Annotated in this window: 15 protein-coding genes; 9 read left to right on the forward strand and 6 right to left on the reverse strand. The window is 74.2% G+C overall.

The window, feature by feature from the left end; all coding sequences use genetic code 11:
• The first annotated feature begins 114 nt into the window (after positions 1–114).
• From HS99_RS31945 to HS99_RS31960, 4 genes are all read left to right on the forward strand, one after another.
• Positions 115–1,017 (forward strand): putative RNA methyltransferase, encoded by a 903-nt coding sequence (locus tag HS99_RS31945; RefSeq protein ID WP_030283700.1) that lies wholly within the window; start codon positions 115–117, stop codon positions 1,015–1,017.
• An 89-nt stretch (positions 1,018–1,106) separates the two neighbouring features.
• Positions 1,107–2,567, forward strand: a complete 1,461-nt coding sequence (locus HS99_RS31950; RefSeq protein ID WP_050366787.1) for an AAA family ATPase — start codon at positions 1,107–1,109, stop codon at positions 2,565–2,567.
• Between the two features lie 32 nt (positions 2,568–2,599).
• Positions 2,600–2,986, forward strand: a complete 387-nt coding sequence (locus HS99_RS31955; protein WP_232543243.1) for a nucleotide pyrophosphohydrolase — start codon at positions 2,600–2,602, stop codon at positions 2,984–2,986.
• 168 nt (positions 2,987–3,154) lie between these two features.
• Positions 3,155–3,784, forward strand: coding sequence for a DUF6099 family protein (locus HS99_RS31960; protein WP_050366788.1), 630 nt, complete (start codon positions 3,155–3,157; stop codon positions 3,782–3,784).
• Here HS99_RS31960 and HS99_RS31965 read toward each other — a convergent pair.
• On the reverse strand, positions 3,730–3,963 hold the full coding sequence (locus tag HS99_RS31965) for a hypothetical protein (protein WP_030283708.1): 234 nt from the start codon (positions 3,961–3,963) through the stop codon (positions 3,730–3,732). The genes HS99_RS31960 and HS99_RS31965 overlap by 55 nt on opposite strands.
• Before the next feature lie 374 nt (positions 3,964–4,337).
• Between HS99_RS31965 and helR the strand changes: the two genes are divergently transcribed.
• Together helR and HS99_RS47220 are read left to right on the forward strand one after the other, a co-directional pair.
• Positions 4,338–6,497: an RNA polymerase recycling motor ATPase HelR gene (gene helR / locus HS99_RS31970; RefSeq protein WP_030557988.1), complete on the forward strand. Its 2,160-nt coding sequence runs from the start codon at positions 4,338–4,340 to the stop codon at positions 6,495–6,497.
• Positions 6,498–6,601: 104 nt separating this feature from the next.
• On the forward strand, positions 6,602–7,078 hold the full coding sequence (locus HS99_RS47220; protein WP_232543245.1) for a DUF6087 family protein: 477 nt from the start codon (positions 6,602–6,604) through the stop codon (positions 7,076–7,078).
• Here HS99_RS47220 and dapD read toward each other — a convergent pair.
• The gene (dapD, locus tag HS99_RS31975; protein WP_030283712.1) at positions 7,020–8,024 is read right to left on the reverse strand and encodes a 2,3,4,5-tetrahydropyridine-2,6-dicarboxylate N-succinyltransferase; all 1,005 of its coding nucleotides are present in this window, start codon (positions 8,022–8,024) and stop codon (positions 7,020–7,022) included. The two genes, HS99_RS47220 and dapD, sit on opposite strands and share 59 nt — an antisense overlap.
• A 141-nt stretch (positions 8,025–8,165) precedes the next feature.
• Between dapD and HS99_RS31980 the strand changes: the two genes are divergently transcribed.
• The 3 genes from HS99_RS31980 to argF all read left to right on the forward strand — a co-directional run bounded on the left by HS99_RS31980 (position 8,166) and on the right by argF (position 13,649).
• Complete coding sequence (locus tag HS99_RS31980) at positions 8,166–9,779, forward strand: 3' terminal RNA ribose 2'-O-methyltransferase Hen1 (RefSeq protein ID WP_030557989.1); 1,614 nt, start codon at positions 8,166–8,168, stop codon at positions 9,777–9,779.
• On the forward strand, positions 9,776–12,469 hold the full coding sequence (locus HS99_RS31985; RefSeq protein ID WP_078938812.1) for a polynucleotide kinase-phosphatase: 2,694 nt from the start codon (positions 9,776–9,778) through the stop codon (positions 12,467–12,469). Before HS99_RS31980 ends, HS99_RS31985 begins: the two co-directional genes overlap by 4 nt.
• A 178-nt stretch (positions 12,470–12,647) precedes the next feature.
• Positions 12,648–13,649 (forward strand): ornithine carbamoyltransferase, encoded by a 1,002-nt coding sequence (gene argF, locus HS99_RS31990; RefSeq protein WP_030283719.1) that lies wholly within the window; start codon positions 12,648–12,650, stop codon positions 13,647–13,649.
• Positions 13,650–13,667: 18 nt separating this feature from the next.
• Here argF and HS99_RS31995 read toward each other — a convergent pair whose 3' ends face one another.
• From HS99_RS31995 to HS99_RS32010, 4 genes are all read right to left on the reverse strand, one after another.
• Complete coding sequence (locus HS99_RS31995; RefSeq protein WP_046386375.1) at positions 13,668–14,201, reverse strand: hypothetical protein; 534 nt, start codon at positions 14,199–14,201, stop codon at positions 13,668–13,670.
• Positions 14,202–14,270: 69 nt separating this feature from the next.
• Positions 14,271–14,678 (reverse strand): type II toxin-antitoxin system VapC family toxin, encoded by a 408-nt coding sequence (locus HS99_RS32000; RefSeq protein ID WP_030283722.1) that lies wholly within the window; start codon positions 14,676–14,678, stop codon positions 14,271–14,273.
• A 51-nt stretch (positions 14,679–14,729) separates the two neighbouring features.
• Complete coding sequence (locus tag HS99_RS32005; protein WP_030557991.1) at positions 14,730–15,758, reverse strand: hypothetical protein; 1,029 nt, start codon at positions 15,756–15,758, stop codon at positions 14,730–14,732.
• A 34-nt stretch (positions 15,759–15,792) separates the two neighbouring features.
• Positions 15,793–16,317, reverse strand: coding sequence for a SigE family RNA polymerase sigma factor (locus HS99_RS32010; protein WP_030557993.1), 525 nt, complete (start codon positions 16,315–16,317; stop codon positions 15,793–15,795).
• Between the last annotated feature and the right edge of the window lie 136 nt (positions 16,318–16,453).

The raw sequence follows: 16,453 nt of genomic DNA on the forward strand, positions 1-16,453 counted from the left end.
GAGTGTGCTCTTCCGATCTGCGCTGGTGCGGGGGCGGCCGTCGGCGGGCGGGGGTGGTTAGGCTGGCTGGCGCCCCCGACCGGCCGGGGCCGAACGGCGAGAGAAGACGGAACGTTGCTGCAGGACATTGAGCCCTACCTGGCCTGCCCCCACTGCGCGCAGGCCCTCATCCGGCACGAGCGCAGCCTGCGCTGCCCCGCCGGGCACAGCTTCGACCTCGCCAAGCAGGGCTACGTCAGCCTCCTCGCCGGTGACGCCCACACCGGCACCGGCGACACCGCCGAGATGGTCGCCGCCCGCGCCGACTTCCTCACCGCCGGGCACTACCGGCCGATCGCCGACGCCCTCGCCGAAGCCGCCACCGCTCTGCTCGGAGCCGCCCCGTCGGCGGGCGCTGCCGGACCGGAGACCACGGGGAGCCCGGAGGACCCGGACGGCCCGGACGGCCTGGTCGTCGACCTCGGCGCCGGTACCGGCCACTACCTGGCGCACGTCCTGGACGCCCTGCCCGGCCGGGTCGGCGCCGCCCTCGACATCTCCAAGTTCGCACTGCGCCGCGCTGCCAAGGCCCACCCCCGGATCGGCGCCGTGGTCTGCGACGCCTGGCGCCCGCTGCCGCTGCGCGACGCCTCCGCCGAGCTGATGCTCAACGTCTTCGCCCCGCGCAACGGCCCCGAGATCCGCCGCGTGCTGCGCCCCGGCGGCACCCTGCTGCTGGTCTCGCCCACCGCGAACCACCTGCGCGAACTCGTCGACGCCCTCGGCCTGTTGTCGGTGGACGAGGAGAAGCAGCGTCGGATCGACGAGAAGCTCGGCCCGTACCTGACACCGGTCGACCAGCGGTCGGTCGAGTTCACCCTGCGGCTCAGCGCCCAGGACGTCCGGACCGTCGTCGGCATGGGCCCGAGCGCCTGGCACACCGACGCCGACCGGCTCGCGGCCGCCCTCGCGGCCCTGCCGGAACCGGTAGAGGTGAGCGCCTCGGTGACGGTGGCCGCCTACCGGCGTCCGCGGTAGTCAGCGGTGTGCGGCAGGTCCCCCACGTTGGGATGAATCTGCCGAGCAGGCACGTTTCGCCCGGTCGGGCTGCGGCTAACGTCCGACGGGTGAACCGCGACGCCGCCGCGCCCGCCGGGCCGGCCCCACTGCGCACCCGCGGCGCACCGGGGCCCGACCGGCCACCCGTGCCCCGCCCCACCGTCGAGGAGCTGCGGCTCACCGCCTTCAAGTCCTACCGGCGGGCCGTCCTGCCGCTGGCGCCGCTCACCGTGCTCCACGGGCCGGCCGGTGTGGGCAAGTCCAACGCCCTCGACGCCCTGGCCGTACTGTCCCGGCTCGCCCTCGGCGAGGAGATCACCGGGTCCCTCAACGGGCTGCCCGGACGCACCGGTCCGCTCGCCACGCCCGTGCGCGGCGGCCTGGACGGGTGCGTGCCGCACGGGCGGGACGCCGTCATCCTGGGCTGCACCGTCCGCTCCCCGCGCGGCCGGATCCGGCTCGACCTGGTGATCCGCACCGACGGGACGGTCCGGATCGCCCGGGAGTCGCTCAGCCTCGACGGCCGGATCCTGGTGGACACCGGTGAGCAGGACGTCCGCAACGGGCGCGTCAACGTGTGCTGGCACAACGACACCCGGCAGGGGGACATCCGGGCGCCGTTGCCCAGCGGCACCATGATCAGCGCGCAGCTGCCGCTGCGGGTCGCCGGCTCGTCCACCGGCGAGCGGCTGGTGCTGGCCGCGGTCGAGGACCTGCTCACAGCGCTGCGCGAGGTCTTCCCGCTGCACCCCGTCCCGGCGCTGATGCGCGGCTGGGCCAAGGCCGACCCGCAGGCCCGGCTGCGCAGCAACGCCGGCAACATCTCGGCCGTGATCAACCGGCTCGCCCACGAGTGCCCGCGCCGCTACGGGCAATTGCTGCGGGCCGTCCAGGCCGCCGCGCCGCACCCGCTGCTCGGACTCACCCTCGCCGAGCGCGAGGGCGGGCGGCGGGTGCTGGCCGTCTTCGACGAGGGCGTGCTCGGGCGCACCGGGGCCGACCAGGCCTCCGACGGCATGCTGCGCCACCTCGCCTTCGCGGCGGTGCTGCTGACCGGGGCCGGGGTGCTCGACCTCGACGTGGCCGCCGAGGTGCCCTGGGCGCACCGGCAGCTCACCGTGCTCGCCGAGGACCTCGGGGCCGGGCTCGCCACCGAACAGGCGGCCTCGCTGCTGCGGCTGGCGCGGGACATGGCGGGGCGCAACCAGCTGCGGGTGGTGGCCGCGCTGCAGGAGCCGGGGGCGGCGCGGGAGGCGTTCGGGGCGGCCGGGGAGTCGGCGGGGGAGGTGGTGCTGGTGGAGTGCCGGCGGGACCCGGCGACGGGGGTGACGGTGCTGCGGCCGGAGGCGGCCAGGGTGCCTGTCCAGGGCGGGCGCGGGGAGGAGGGCTCGGCGGCGCGCGGGGGTGCGTCGGGGGTCGGTGGCTCGGCGGCGGCCGGTGGCTCGGCGGGCGTCGGGCGCTCGGGGGCGGCTGGGGGCGGAGGTGGCCCTGTGGTCGGGGACGGGGATGCGGTAGACCTGGGGGCGTGAACGAACGAGTGACGAGGGCGGGGGAGCCTGCGGTGAACGGGGTGCCCGGGGGCGCGGCGGAGCCCGGGGAGCTGACCTTGGAGGGGCTGCGGCAGCGGCTGGTGGAGTTCGCGGCGGCCCGGAGGTGGGAGCCCCACCACACGCCGAAGAACCTGGCGGCGGCGCTGAGCGTGGAGGCGGGGGAGCTGCTGGAGATCTTCCAGTGGCTCACGCCCGAGCAGGCGGCCGCGGTGATGTCCGACCCGGAGCGGGCCCACCGGGTGCGCGACGAGGTCGCGGACGTGCTGGCGTACCTGGTGCAGTTCTGCACGGCGGTCGGGGTGGATCCGCTGGAGGCGCTCGCCGCCAAGATCGAACGCAACGAACACCGCTTCCCGGTGCCGGACGAAGGGGCCGACGTCAATCCTGACGTGGGCTGATCACCCTTGGGAGGGAAGGAAGTTATCCACAGCCCCCGGGTTTTCCACAGCTTCCGGCAAGCCCGATGCGGTCCACCCCGCCCGTTCTGCACGCTCTCCCCGTGGCCACTCCACCGCCCCGGCGGCGGTGCTGGTCGACGGCGACGACGAGTGGAAGGAGCGGGGGCCATGGAGGCGCTGCGACTGATCAAGACGGCCCGGCACGCTCTGGCGGAGGCCAGACAGGTGCCGGACGTGCTGGGCGAGGCGCGGCAGGTCGCGCTGCTCACCGAGGCGGTCGGCGCCCGGCTGGCGGAGTCCGAGGACGAGGAGCTGACGGGGCTCGGCCAGCAGCTGTCCGAGGCGGGCGCGCACGCGGCGGTCTGCCTGGACAGGTCCGTCGCCGACGGCACGCCGGTGAGCGGTGGGCGTGCCGGTCGGCTCACCGAACTCGGTGAGCTGCAGCCGACGTTGGAGGCGCTGGACGGGCTGTTGCGGGATGTCGGAGAGACGCTGGTCGTGCTGGCCTGTGGAGCCGACACCGAGAGTCTGTACTGGACGTGCATCGACGGCGTCGACGCGATGTCGGAGTGCAAGGACGTGACCGCGCGGTTGCGGGAGGCGGTCGACCGGGGCGGAGGGGTGGAGCGTACGGCGCTCGGCGGTGCGGAGCCGGAACGGGCCGGTGGGGGTTCGCCGTTACTCGTGGTCCGGCTCGGCCCGCCGGGTGAGGGCGGGCCGACGGAGGAGGAGCGGGCGCCGGACTACCGGGTGCCCGCAGCGGTCGGGGCGTCGGAGGTGTCGGTGCCGGCCGGGTAGGCGGCGGCCGGGGCGGTCCGGGCGCCGGACTGCAGCGCGGCGAGGTCCGCGGTCACCGAGGCGAGCAGTTCCTGCATCTGCTCAAGCAGGGTCTTGGGGGTCGCGGGCCCGGCCGAGTCGCCGACGGCCGAGCCTGTCGGGTGGCTCGGGGCCTGCGGCGTGTCAGAGGGTTCGGACATGACGGGACCTCTTCGGATCGCGGTGGTGCGGTGTGCCGCATCGACCAACGAACCGTTCCGGCGGCCGGTCACCACGCACCACCCGATGCGGTCCAACTCCGGTGCGCCGTAAGCCGCTCGGGTGATCCGGGGTTGCCGCTGCAGCAAGGGCTGGGCTAGGAGCGCGCTACACCGGGGTGGGCCGGAGCCCTGAACAAGCACTATCGGTACCGATGCCTGCCAGGCACCGAAGGTCCGATGCGGAGGCCCCGGCCCGGAGAAGTGGAGGGGGAGAACCCACCCCTTGCCACTCTCAACCTATAGCGCATGGGGGGTCTTGCGGCAAGGCCCCCGTGGTGGCTCACAATCACAGGCCTCAGATCGGAGCTGATGCCATGAACCACCTGACCACCAGCGCTTTCGACCTCCCCGAGCGGCTGTCCGCCAAGGCCTCCCCCGCGCTCATCGCGGCCGACGAGCGGCACTTCGCGGCCGTCGCGGAGAGCCTGGAGCAGGCGATCGCCGAACTGTCCGGGCAACTCGACGCGGCGCACCGGGCTCCGGGCGGCGCCGGGCAGGCGGCGATGGACCGGGACATCGAGGTCCACCGGCTGAGCGCCCGGCTGCGCGCCCTGCGCCGCTACGGCCTGGACCTGTGCCTCGGGCGCATCGTGACCGCGGAGGACGCGGAGCCGCTGTACGTCGGCCGGCTGGGGCTCACCGACAGCGAGGGCCGTCGCCTGCTGGTCGACTGGCGTTCGCCCGCGGCCGAGCCGTTCTTCGCGGCGACCCATGCCGACCCGATGGGCCTGGTCAGCCGCCGACGGTACCGCTGGACCCTCGGCCGGATCGCCGACTACTGGGACGAGGTGTTCACCGCCGAGGGCCTGGAGGGCCACGCGGCGCTGGACGACCAGTCCGCCTTCATCGCCAGCCTGGGCGGCAACCGGTCGGCCCGGATGCGGGACGTGCTCGCCACCATCCAGGCCGACCAGGACGCGATCATCCGGGCCGGCTCGCGCGGCGCCCTGGTGGTCGACGGCGGCCCCGGCACCGGCAAGACCGTGGTCGCCCTGCACCGCTCCGCCTACCTGCTGTACTCCGACCCCCGCCTCGGCCACCGGCGCGGCGGAGTGCTGTTCGTCGGCCCGCACCAGCCGTACCTGAACTACGTCGCCGACGTCCTGCCAAGCCTCGGCGAGGAGGGCGTGCGCACCTGCACCCTGCGGGACCTGCTGCCCGAGGGCGCGGATGCGCCGGAGGAGGCCGATCCGGAAGTCGCGCGGCTGAAGTCCTCGGCCGAGCTGGTGCGGGCGATCGAGAAGGCCGTCCGCTTCTACGAGGAGCCGCCGACCGAGGGCATGGTGGTCTCCACCCCCTGGGCGGACCTCTGGCTGAGCGCCGAGGACTGGTCCGAGGCCTTCGACGCCCCGGACCCGGGCACCCCGCACAACGAGGCCCGCGAGCAGATCTGGGACGAGCTGGCCGCGATCCTGCTGGACAAGCTGGAGCAGGACGAGGAGGAGGTCTCGCCCGAGCTGTTCCGGCGCTCGCTGCGGCAGGACCGCGAGCTGGTGGAGACGCTCCACCGTGCCTGGCCGCTGCTCGAAGCGGCCGACCTGGTCGGCGACCTCTGGTCGGTGCCCGCCTATCTGCGGATGTGCGCGCCCCACCTGACTCCCGAGGAGGTCCGCGCGCTGCAGCGCAAGCACGCCCCGCAGGCCTGGACGGTCTCCGACCTGCCGCTGCTGGACGCGGCCCGCCAGCGACTCGGCGACCGCGAGGCCACGCTGCGCCGCAACCGCCACCGGGCCTCGGTGGCCGCCGAGCGCGAGCGGATGGCGGACGTGATCGGTGACCTCATCCAGGCCGACGACGACGGCGAGGGCGTGGTGACGATGCTGCGCGGCCGGGACCTCCAGGACACCCTGGTCGACGAGGACGCGCTGCCCGGCGCCGACGGGGACCCGCTGGCCGGCCCGTTCGCCCACATCGTGGTGGACGAGGCCCAGGAGCTGACCGACGCGCAGTGGCAGATGCTGCTCCTGCGCTGCCCGTCCCGGAGCTTCACCATCGTCGGGGACCGCGCCCAGGCCCGGCACGGCTTCACCGAGTCGTGGCAGGAACGCCTCGAACGGGTCGGGCTCGACCGCACCACCATGGCCTCGCTGAGCATCAACTACCGCACGCCGGAAGAGGTGATGGCGCAGGCCGAGCCGGCCATCCGGGCGGCGCTCCCGGACGCCAACGTGCCCACCTCGGTACGCAGCAGCGGCATTCCGGTCCGGCACGGGTCGGTGGCGGAGCTGGCGGAGGTCCTGGACGGCTGGCTCGCCGAGCACGACGAGGGCGTCGCCTGCGTCATCGGCGCCCCGGGCTTCGAGGAGCGGCCCCGGGTCCGCTCGCTCACCCCGGAGCTGGCCAAGGGGCTGGAGTTCGACCTGGTGGTCCTGGTCGACCCGGAGGCGTTCGGCGAGGGCGTGGAGGGGGCGGTCGACCGCTACGTCGCGATGACCAGGGCGACCCGCCGGCTCGTCGTCCTGCGGACCCCCTGAAAGCCGGTCGAACGGTCCGGCCGGCGCGTCCCCCGGTCGGGTGACGGGGCTGTCGGTCGCAGCCGTCCGCAGTCCAGACCGGCGCGATGGACGAGGACGAACCGATGGCGACGTGGGCCGAACGGCGGGAGCAACGACTGCGGCCGGTAGGTCAGTTGAGGTCGGTACGGCTCACGGGCGGCCGACAGTGCGGCGCCCATGTGGCGCCCGAGGGGCTGCGGCTGATCGTGCGGTGGGACGGCTGCCAGTGGCTGCCGGAGGCGGTGGCCGAGGACTACGCCGCTGCCCAGCGGATACGGGATCGAGGGCGACGGCGTACGGCGGCCGCCCTACGCGGCGTCGCGCCCGCGGAAGGCCCCGGGGCGCCACCGCCGGCCCTGAGGCGTGTACCAGCCCGCGCCGCCACGGAGAAGCCCCCGAGAACGCGGAAGGGTCCGGCGCACCCGGCGCCGGACCCCGAAGGTCCCGAGGGTCCCGAAGGTCCCGAAGGCTTGAGAGCCATCAACTACCGCATCGCGCAGCTCAGTTGTGGGCGTGCAGGTCCGCGTTCAGTCCGCCCCAGGAGCCGGAGCGGGCGATGACCTCGACCGCGCCGGTCTGCGAGTTGCGGCGGAACAGCAGGTTGTCCTGGCCGGACAGCTCGACGGCCTTGGCGACCGTGCCGTCCGGGGTGGTGACCCGGGTGCCGGCGGTGACGTACAGGCCGGCCTCGACCACGCAGTCGTTGCCCAGCGAGATGCCGATGCCCGCGTTGGCGCCGAGCAGGCAGCGCTCGCCGACCGAGACGACCTGCTTGCCGCCGCCGGACAGGGTGCCCATGATCGAGGCGCCGCCGCCGATGTCGCTGTGGTCGCCGACCACGACGCCCGCGCTGATCCGGCCCTCGACCATCGAGGTGCCGAGGGTGCCGGCGTTGAAGTTGACGAAGCCCTCGTGCATCACGGTGGTGCCGGCCGCCAGGTGGGCGCCGAGCCGGACGCGGTCGGCGTGGGCGATGCGCACGCCGCTCGGGGCGACGTAGTCGGTCATCCGCGGGAACTTGTCGATCCCGTAGACGGCCAGCTGGCCGCCCTGGGCGCGGACGGCGAGGCGGGCCTGCTCGACCTTGTCCACCGGGACGGGGCCGATGCTGGTCCACGCGACGTTGGCGAGCAGGCCGAAGATGCCGTCCAGGTTCTGGCCGTGCGGCTGGACCAGGCGGTGGCTGAGCAGGTGCAGGCGCAGGTACAGGTCGTGGGTGTCCAGCGGCTTCTCGTCCAGCGAGGAGATGGTGGTGCGCACGGCGACCACCTCGACGCCACGGCGGGCGTCGGCGCGCAGGGCGTCGGCGGCACCGGCGCCGAGGTCGGCCTCGGCCTGCTCGGCGGTCAGGCGCACGGTGCCGGCCGGGCCGGGCTCGGCGGCCAGGGCGGGGGCGGGGTACCAGGTGTCGAGGACGGTGCCGTCGGCGGCGATGGTGGCCAGACCGGTGGCCACGGCGCCGGTCGCCGGGGAGGTGGATTCGAGCGAGGTGGATTCAGCAGTCACACCGTGCACGTTAACCAATGCGGGGCCCCGCTGCCGAACACGCCCATCGTCCGGACGCGCCGGTCGGACCCGCAGGCCGGCGGCGTGCCGGGCCGGAAAACCCGGTGCTGGCGCGCCGTCCGCTGGGCAATACTCGGCCGGGTGTTCATGTCGATCTCCACCACCGGCAGCGCCGAGAGCCCGGCGACGGATCTCGGGTTCCTGCTGCACAAGCATCCCGGCAAGGTCCAGCGCTTCACGACGTCGCACGGCGAGGCCCACGTCTTCTACCCCGAGGCGGGGGACGAGGTCTGCACGGCGGCGCTGCTGCTGGACATCGACCCGATCGCCCTGGTCCGCAAGGGCCGGGGCAACGGCAGGGGCCGGGGCGGCTCGCCCGACTTCGCCCTCTCCCAGTACGTCAACGACCGCCCGTACGCCGCGTCCTCGCTGCTCGCGGTGGCGCTGCGGACGGTGTTCCGCTCCGCGATGAAGGGTGACTGCCAGCGGCGCCCGGAGCTGCCGGGGCAGGTCCGCCCGCTGCGGATCGAGCTGCCCGCGGTGCCCGCGAACGGTGCGGGCGAGGGCGGCGGCCCGGCGATGGTGGCCCGGTTGTTCGAGCCGCTGGGCTGGCGGGTCGAGGCGACGGCGATACCGCTGGACGAGGACTTCCCGGAGTGGGGCGAGTCCCGTTACCTGCGGGTCGTGCTGGCCTCGGAGGCGGTCCGGCTCGCCGACGCGCTCCAGCAGCTGTACGTGCTGCTGCCGGTGCTGGACGGCGCCAAGCACTACTGGGTCGCCCCGGACGAGGTGGACAAGCTGCTCGCCGCCGGTGAGGGCTGGCTGGCCGCCCACCCCGAGCGCGCCCTGATCGCCCGGCGCTATCTGTCCCGGCGCTGGTCGCTGACCCGGGCCGCCATGGAGCGCCTGGAGCTGGCCCGACTGGCCGAGGCGGACGACCGCGAGGTCGAGGAGATCGACAACGCGGTCGACGACCGGCCGGACGACGAGAACTCCGGCTACGAGACCACCGAGACCGACAGGACCCCCGGGACCACCGGGACCACCGAGGCCACGGACGCCCACGCACCCCGGCAGCCCTCCCTCGCCGAGCAGCGCCGCACCGCGATCCTCGCCGCCCTGCGCGACAGCGGCGCGGCCCGGGTCGCCGACCTCGGCTGCGGCCAGGGCGAGCTGATCGGCGAGCTGTTGAAGGACGCCCGGTTCACCGAGATCCTCGGCGTGGACGTGTCCGCCCGGGCGCTGCAGGCGGCGAACCGCAAGCTGCGCCTGGCGCGCCTGCCCGAGCGACAGGCCGCGCGGGTGACGCTGGCGCAGGGCGCGCTGACGTACACCGACGCCCGGTTGAAGGGCTACGACGCGGCGGTGTTGTGCGAGGTGATCGAGCACCTGGACCTGCCGCGGCTGCCCGCCCTGGAGTACGCGGTGTTCGGCGCGGCCCGTCCGAGGGCCGTCGTCGCCACCACGCCCAACGTCGAGTACAACGTCCGCTGGGAGAGCCTCCCGGCGGGCCGTGCCCGACACGCCGACCACCGCTTCGAGTGGTCCCGCGCCGAGTTCGAGGCCTGGGCCGGGAAGGTCGCGGCGGCGTACGGGTACGCGGTGGAGCTGCGCCCGGTCGGCCCCGAGGACCCGGAGGTCGGTCCGCCGACCCAGCTGGCCCTGTTCCGCACCGACACCGGCACGCCAGTGACCGACACCCGCACACCCGTATCCGACACCACCGCGACACCCGAAGGAGGCGAGACCCGATGACCGACGACGCGACCGAGAACAGCGCCACCGACAACAGCGCCACCGAGAACAGCCCCACCGAGAACAGCCCCACCGAGAACGACGCGCCCGAGAGCCCCACCGCCCCTCGCCGCCTCCCCGTCACCGACGTCTCCCTCGTCGTCCTGATCGGCACCAGCGGCGCGGGCAAGTCCACCTTCGCCCGCCGCCACTTCCTGCCCACCCAGGTGATCTCCTCCGACTTCTGCCGCGGCCTGGTCGCCGACGACGAGAACGACCAGTCCGCCTCCGCCGAGGCCTTCGACGTCCTGCACTACGTCGTCGGCAAGCGCCTCGCCGCCGGTCGCCTGACCGTCGTGGACGCCACCAACGTCCAGCCCGAGGCCCGCCGCCAGCTGGTGGCGCTCGCTCGCGAGCACGACGTGCTGCCGATCGCGATCGTGCTGGACGTCCCGCCCGGCGTGTGCGCCGAGCGCAACCGTTCCCGCCCGGACCGCCAGCTGCCCGCCCACGTGGTCCCGCGTCAGCACCGCGAACTGCGCAGGTCGCTCAGGGGCCTGGAGCGCGAGGGCTTCCGCAAGGTGCACGTCCTGCGCGGCGAGGCCGAGGTCGCGGCCGCCGAGATCGAGCTGGAGCGGCGCTACAACGACCTGCGCCACCTCACCGGCCCGTTCGACGTCGTCGGCGACGTCCACGGCTGCCGGTCCGAGCTGGAGACCTTGCTGGTCCGCCTCGGCTACACCCTCACCCGGGACGCCGAGGGCCGTCCGGTGGACGCCGTGCACCCGGCGGGCCGCACCGCCGTGTTCGTCGGGGACCTGGTCGACCGCGGCCCGGACACCCCGGGCGTGCTGCGCCTGGTGATGGGCATGGTGGCGGCCGGCCACGCGCTCTGCGTGCCCGGCAACCACGAGAACAAGCTGGGTCGCGCGATGGACGGCAAGAAGGTCACCGTCGCGTACGGCCTCCAGGAGTCGCTGGACCAGCTGGCCGGGGAGTCCGAGGAGTTCAGGGCCGAGGTGCGCGCCTTCATGCGCGGCCTGGTGAGCCACTACCTGCTGGACGGCGGCGCCCTGGTGGTCTGCCACGCCGGTCTGCCGGAGAGGTTCCACGGCCGCGCCTCCGGCCGGGTGCGCTCGCACGCGCTGTACGGGGAGACCACCGGCGAGACCGACGAGTACGGCCTGCCGGTGCGCTACCCGTGGGCGGAGGAGTACCGGGGCCGCGCGCTGGTGGTCTACGGCCACACCCCGGTGCCGAGCGCGAGCTTCCTCAACAACACCATCTGCCTGGACACCGGCTGCGTCTTCGGCGGCAGCCTGACCGCGCTGCGCTACCCGGAGCGCGAGCTGGTGAGTGTCGAGGCCGAGCAGGAGTGGTACGCCCCGGTGCGCCCGCTGCACACCGACGCCCCGGGTGCCCGCGAGGGCCGTCCGCTGGACCTCGCCGACGTGGCCGGGCGCCGGATCGTGGAGACCGGCCTGCACGGGCGGGTGGCCGTCCGGGAGGAGAACGCGACGGCCGCGCTGGAGGTGATGAGCCGCTTCGCGCTGGACCCGCGGCTGCTCGCCTACCTGCCGCCGACCATGGCGCCGAGCCCGACCTCCCGCCGCGAGGGCTATCTGGAGCACCCGGAGGAGGCCTTCGCCGCCTACCGCGAGGACGGTGTCCGGCACCTGGTCTGCGAGGAGAAGCACATGGGCTCGCGCGCGGTGCTGCTGGTCGCCCGGGACGGCGCCGCGCTGGAGCGGCGCTTCGGGGTGGCCGGTCCGGGCGCGATCTGGACCCGGACCGGCCGGGCCTTCCTCGACGACGAGGAGCTGACCGCCGCCGTGCTGGGCCGGGTCCGGTCGGCGGCCGAAAGGGCCGGGCTGTTCGAGGAGTTGGGCACCGACTGGCTGCTGCTGGACGCCGAGCTGATGCCCTGGTCGCTGAAGGCGGTGGAGCTGTTGCGCCGCCAGTACGCCGCGGTCGGTGCGGCGGCCGGCGCCGCGCTGCCCGCGGTGCTGTCGGCGCTGGAGCAGGCAGCCGCACGCGGCCTGGAGCTGGGGGAGCTGACCTCCCGCCAGCGCCGCCGCGCCGCCGACGCCCGGGCCTTCACCGAGGCGTACCGGCGCTACTGCTGGCCGACCGAGGGTCTATCGGGCATCCGGCTCGCGCCGTTCCAGCTGCTGGCGGCCGAGGGGGTGAACCTCGCGGCGCGTCCGCACGACGAGCACCTGGCCCGGATCGACCGCCTGGTGGAGGCCGACGAAGCGCTCGCGGCGGAAGGCGGTGACGCGGAGCAGCCCGTGCTGCACCGCACCGGCCGGGTAGTGGTGGACACCGGGGACGAGGCCTCGGTGTCCGCGGCCACCGCCTGGTGGGAGGAGCTGACGGCGGCGGGTGGCGAGGGCATGGTGGTCAAGCCACTGGCCTCGGTGGTGCGGACGGCGCGCGGCGAGGGCCGGCCGGGCGGTCTGGTGCAGCCGGGGGTGAAGGTGCGCGGCCGGGAGTACCTGCGGATCGTCTACGGCCCGGACTACACCGAGCACCTGGACCGGCTGCGGATGCGCTCGCTGGGCCACAAGCGGTCGCTGGCGCTGCGCGAGTACGCGCTGGGCCTGGAGGCCCTGGACCGGCTGGCGGCGGGGGAGCCGCTGTGGCGGGTGCACGAGCCGGTGTTCGCGGTGCTCGCGCTGGAGTCCGAGCCGGTGGACCCCCGCCTCTAGGGGCCGGATGACCGGGTGACGGGATGACCGGGTGGCCAGGTGACCGGGTGGCCGGATGACTGAGGAGGGGGAGCCCCGACCGGGGCTCCCCCTCCCTCGGCCCCACCCTGTATAGAAATTCGAACCGTCGTATACACTTGCCACCTTCACCGTAGTCCCGTCACCCCAGGAGCCCGGTATGGCCTTCAACCTCCGGAACAGGCACTTCCTCAAGGAGACCGACTTCACGCCCCAGGAGTTCCGCTTCCTGGTGGACCTCGCGGCCGGGCTCAAGGCGGCCAAGTATGCGGGCACCGAGCAGCCCCGGCTGCGTGGGAAGAACATCGCGCTGATCTTCGAGAAGACCTCCACCCGCACCCGCTGCGCCTTCGAGGTCGCCGCACACGACCAGGGCGCCACCACCACCTACCTGGAACCGTCCGGCTCGCAGATGGGCCACAAGGAGTCGGTCAAGGACACCGCCCGGGTGCTCGGCCGGATGTTCGACGGCATCGAGTACCGCGGCCACGGCCAGGAGATCGTCGAGGAGCTGGCGCAGCACGCCGGCGTCCCGGTCTGGAACGGCCTGACCGATGAGTGGCACCCCACCCAGATGCTGGCCGACGTGCTCACCGTCACCGAGCACACCACCAAGCCGCTCACCGACGTGGCCCTCGCCTACCTCGGCGACGCCCGCTCCAACATGGGCAACTCACTGCTGGTCACCGGCGCCCTGCTCGGCATGGACGTCCGGATCGTCGCCCCGCGGGCCCTCTGGCCTGCCGAGGAGGTGCGGAAGGCGGCGCAGGCGCTGGCCGAGCAGACCGGTGCGATGATCACCCTGACCGAGGACGTCGCGGAGGGCGTGGCCGGCGTCGACTTCCTCTACACCGACGTCTGGGTCTCGATGGGCGAGCCCAAGGAGGTCTGGGCCGAGCGGATCGAACTGCTCAAGCCGTACCAGGTGTCCATGGACACCGTCCGGGCCACCGGCAACCCGAACGTGAAGTTCCTGCACTGCCTGCCCGCGTTCCACGACCTCGGCACCGTGATCGGGCGGCAGATGTACGAGGCGACCGGCATGACCGAGCTGGAGTGCACCGACGAGCTGTTCGAGTCGGCGCACTCCATCGTCTTCGACCAGGCCGAGAACCGCCTGCACACCATCAAGGCGGTCCTGGTCGCCACCCTGGGCTCGTGAGGACCCCGTGCGGGGAGGTCAGCGGGCCAGCCTGATGCAGGCGACCCGGTCGCCCGCCGCGTGCGGGCCGGCCGGGGTGCCCGCGTGCAGCACCAGCGAGCGCGCCTCGCCGGGCCGCGGCTGCCAGTCCACCGCGGCCCTCGCGGTGCCCCCGCCCCGCCCGCCGGTGCGCAGCACCAGCCGCAGTTCGTTGCGGTCGTTGGCGTACGCCGGGTCGGTGGACGGCTGCACCGGGTCGACCACGTCCTGGTAGTGCGGTCCGGAGGCGGCCGGGTCCGCCCCGCAGTCGCCGGTGTGCAGGTGCACCGGGAACTCGTGGTCGGGGGCGAGCCCGGACACGGTCAGGGTGAGCACCGTGCGCCCGGGCACCGAGCGGTCGGTGACGACCCGCGCGTGCGAGCCGTACGGCACCAGGTCCTGGGCGTAGCTGATCGCGGTCGGCCGGACGAAGGCGGTCGCCGGGTCGAAGGCCGTCTCCGTCACGGAGACCGGCGACGCGGCGGGGGCGAGCAGGGCCAGCGGCAGCAGGGCGGCGGCGAACGGAGCGGGCATCGGGTCGGGCCTTCCACGGGCAGGGCGACGGTCACCCTGCTAACGGGCACCGGGGCCCCGGGGACACTCTCAGCCCACCTCGCGCGCGATTCCCCGGATCTCGCAGCGGGGTCCGCTGGCCCGCATCAGCCGCAGGTCGGCGGTGACCAGCGGCGCGCCGTACCGTTCGGCGACGGCGACGTACGCGGCGTCGTCCGGGGTGAGATTGTCCTTGAGCTCCCAGATCCGGCCGAGCAGCGGCGCCACCTCGACCTTGCGGACGGTCACCGCGGCAAGTTCGCCGGTGAGTTCGGCGACCCGCTCGGCGGTCAGCTGCTTGGCGAGGTAGAGGCCGCGCAGGGACTGCATCACCTCGATCACGATGTGCTCGGGTGCCAACCAGTCGCCGTCGGCGGCGAGTTCGGCCCGGGCGCGGTCCCCGCGCGGGCCCTGGTCGGCGAGCGCCAGCACCAGCGCGGACGCGTCCACCACGATCATCGTCGGCCCCCTCTGCCCTTCACCACAGCGGTCACCGTACCGGGCCGGGCCTCACCCGGTGGAGCCGGGCTTCGGGGTCGCGGCGCCGGTCGGCTGGTTGTGTTCCGGGCTGCCGTCGTGGAACGGCCGGATCGTCTGTTCGGCCTGCTGCGCCTGCTCGGGGGTGATCCACTCCTGCAGGTCGGCGGACAGCGCGGCGGCCTTCAGCTGGTCGAGAGTGAGCGGCAGTCCGTCCCGGACGACCTTGACCTTGGCCTGTCCGGCGACCTCGGCCGTGTTGATCGAGATGAGCGACACCGAGGACTGGTCGGGCCGCAGCACGTCGACCTCGCGTTCGAGGGCGTCGCCGAGCACCTTCTCGGTGAGCAGCAGGCGGGTGCCGTCCGGGAGCACGCTGTCGGAGCAGGAGCGGAAGTGGCCACCGCCGCTCCCGTTCATCCAGGCGCAGCTGAACAGATCGGAGGTGTCGGGGTGTGAGCCGGACCCGGACCGGAAGCGGGTGCCGAAGCCACCCTGCAGCGACAGCCGGACGTTCGCCGGGCCGGAGCCGTCGTCGTAGAGCAGGCTGGCCGTGATCTGTACGTACCCGGGGTCGTTGCTGCCGGTCCTGGCCAGCTGGGAGTAGCCGGAGTAGTTGGAGGTCCGTCCGTCCGGGGGCAGCGCCCTGGCCAGGGCGGCCAGTGCGGCGTGAGCGGTCATGGCGACCTTGCCGGCGTTGGGGCCGGTGCCCTGCGTGGGCTGCTCCGGACTGTCGTCGGTGAGCTCCACCGGCCGCGGGTACCGCCGGCCGGAAGCCGGTGCGGTCGGGGAGGCGGTCGGTGAACCGGCGGTCGAGGCGGCGGCCGCGGCCTGACCTCCGTTCCCGGCCCCGTCGTCGGTCCGCAGCGTGACCGCGCCGCCGACGGCGAGCGCGGCCACCGCCGTCACGGCGCCGGCGACGGTGAGCCGGCGGCGGCGCCGGATCGAGCGGCCCTGCCGGGCGCTCGCGGCGACCAGCGGGCCCAGGTCGGGGCCGACGCCGTCCATCGTGCGTTCGAAGGCGGCGGACAGCGTCCGGCCGTCCACGTCGGGCTCGTTCATGGTCGTGTCGTTCCTTCCGAAGCAGCTGGTGGGGTCAGGAGCGGGTGAGGTGTTCGGCCGCCTCGGGGCCGAGGACCGCGCGCAGCCGGCCGAGGGCGCGCAGCGACTGGGCGCGCACCGCGCCCGCGCTGACGCCGAGTTCGGCGGCGGTCTCCTCGACGCTGCGGTCCTCCCAGTACCGCAGGACGAGCACCGCCCGGTCCCGGGGCTGGAGTTCGGCGAGGGCGGCGAGCAGGGTGACCCGCAGCGCCGGGTCGTCCCCGGGGGCGGTGCCCTCGGGGAGTTCGCCGAGGGCGGGCCGTTCGCCGCTGCGGCGCAGCCGCCGGTGGGAGAGGTAGCTGCGCACCAGGGTGCCGCGCGCGTAGGCGTCCTGGTTGTCGGCCCGGCGGACCTTGGGCCAGGCGGCGAAGAGCTTGGCCAGGGTGACCTGGGTGAGGTCCTCGGCGAGGTGCCAGTCGCCGCAGAGCAGCAGCGCGGTGCGGAAGAGCCGCTGTCCACGGCTGTACGCGAAGTCCTCGAACTCCGCGCTCTCCTCGGCCCGTCGCGTCTTCCCGATCACGCTGTTCCCCTCGTGCCCCGTGGACGGGCGTTGCCCCGCCGTGCCGGCGTTCCCGCCCCGTGTGGCGTTCCCGCCCCGTGTGCCGGCGTTCCCGCCCCTGTGCCCGACTGGACGCGCGAGCCGAACGTCCGCGTTA

It is taken from the genome of Kitasatospora aureofaciens, from assembly GCF_001188955.3.
In the GTDB taxonomy this organism is placed as follows: Bacteria; Actinomycetota; Actinomycetes; order Streptomycetales; family Streptomycetaceae; genus Kitasatospora; species Kitasatospora aureofaciens.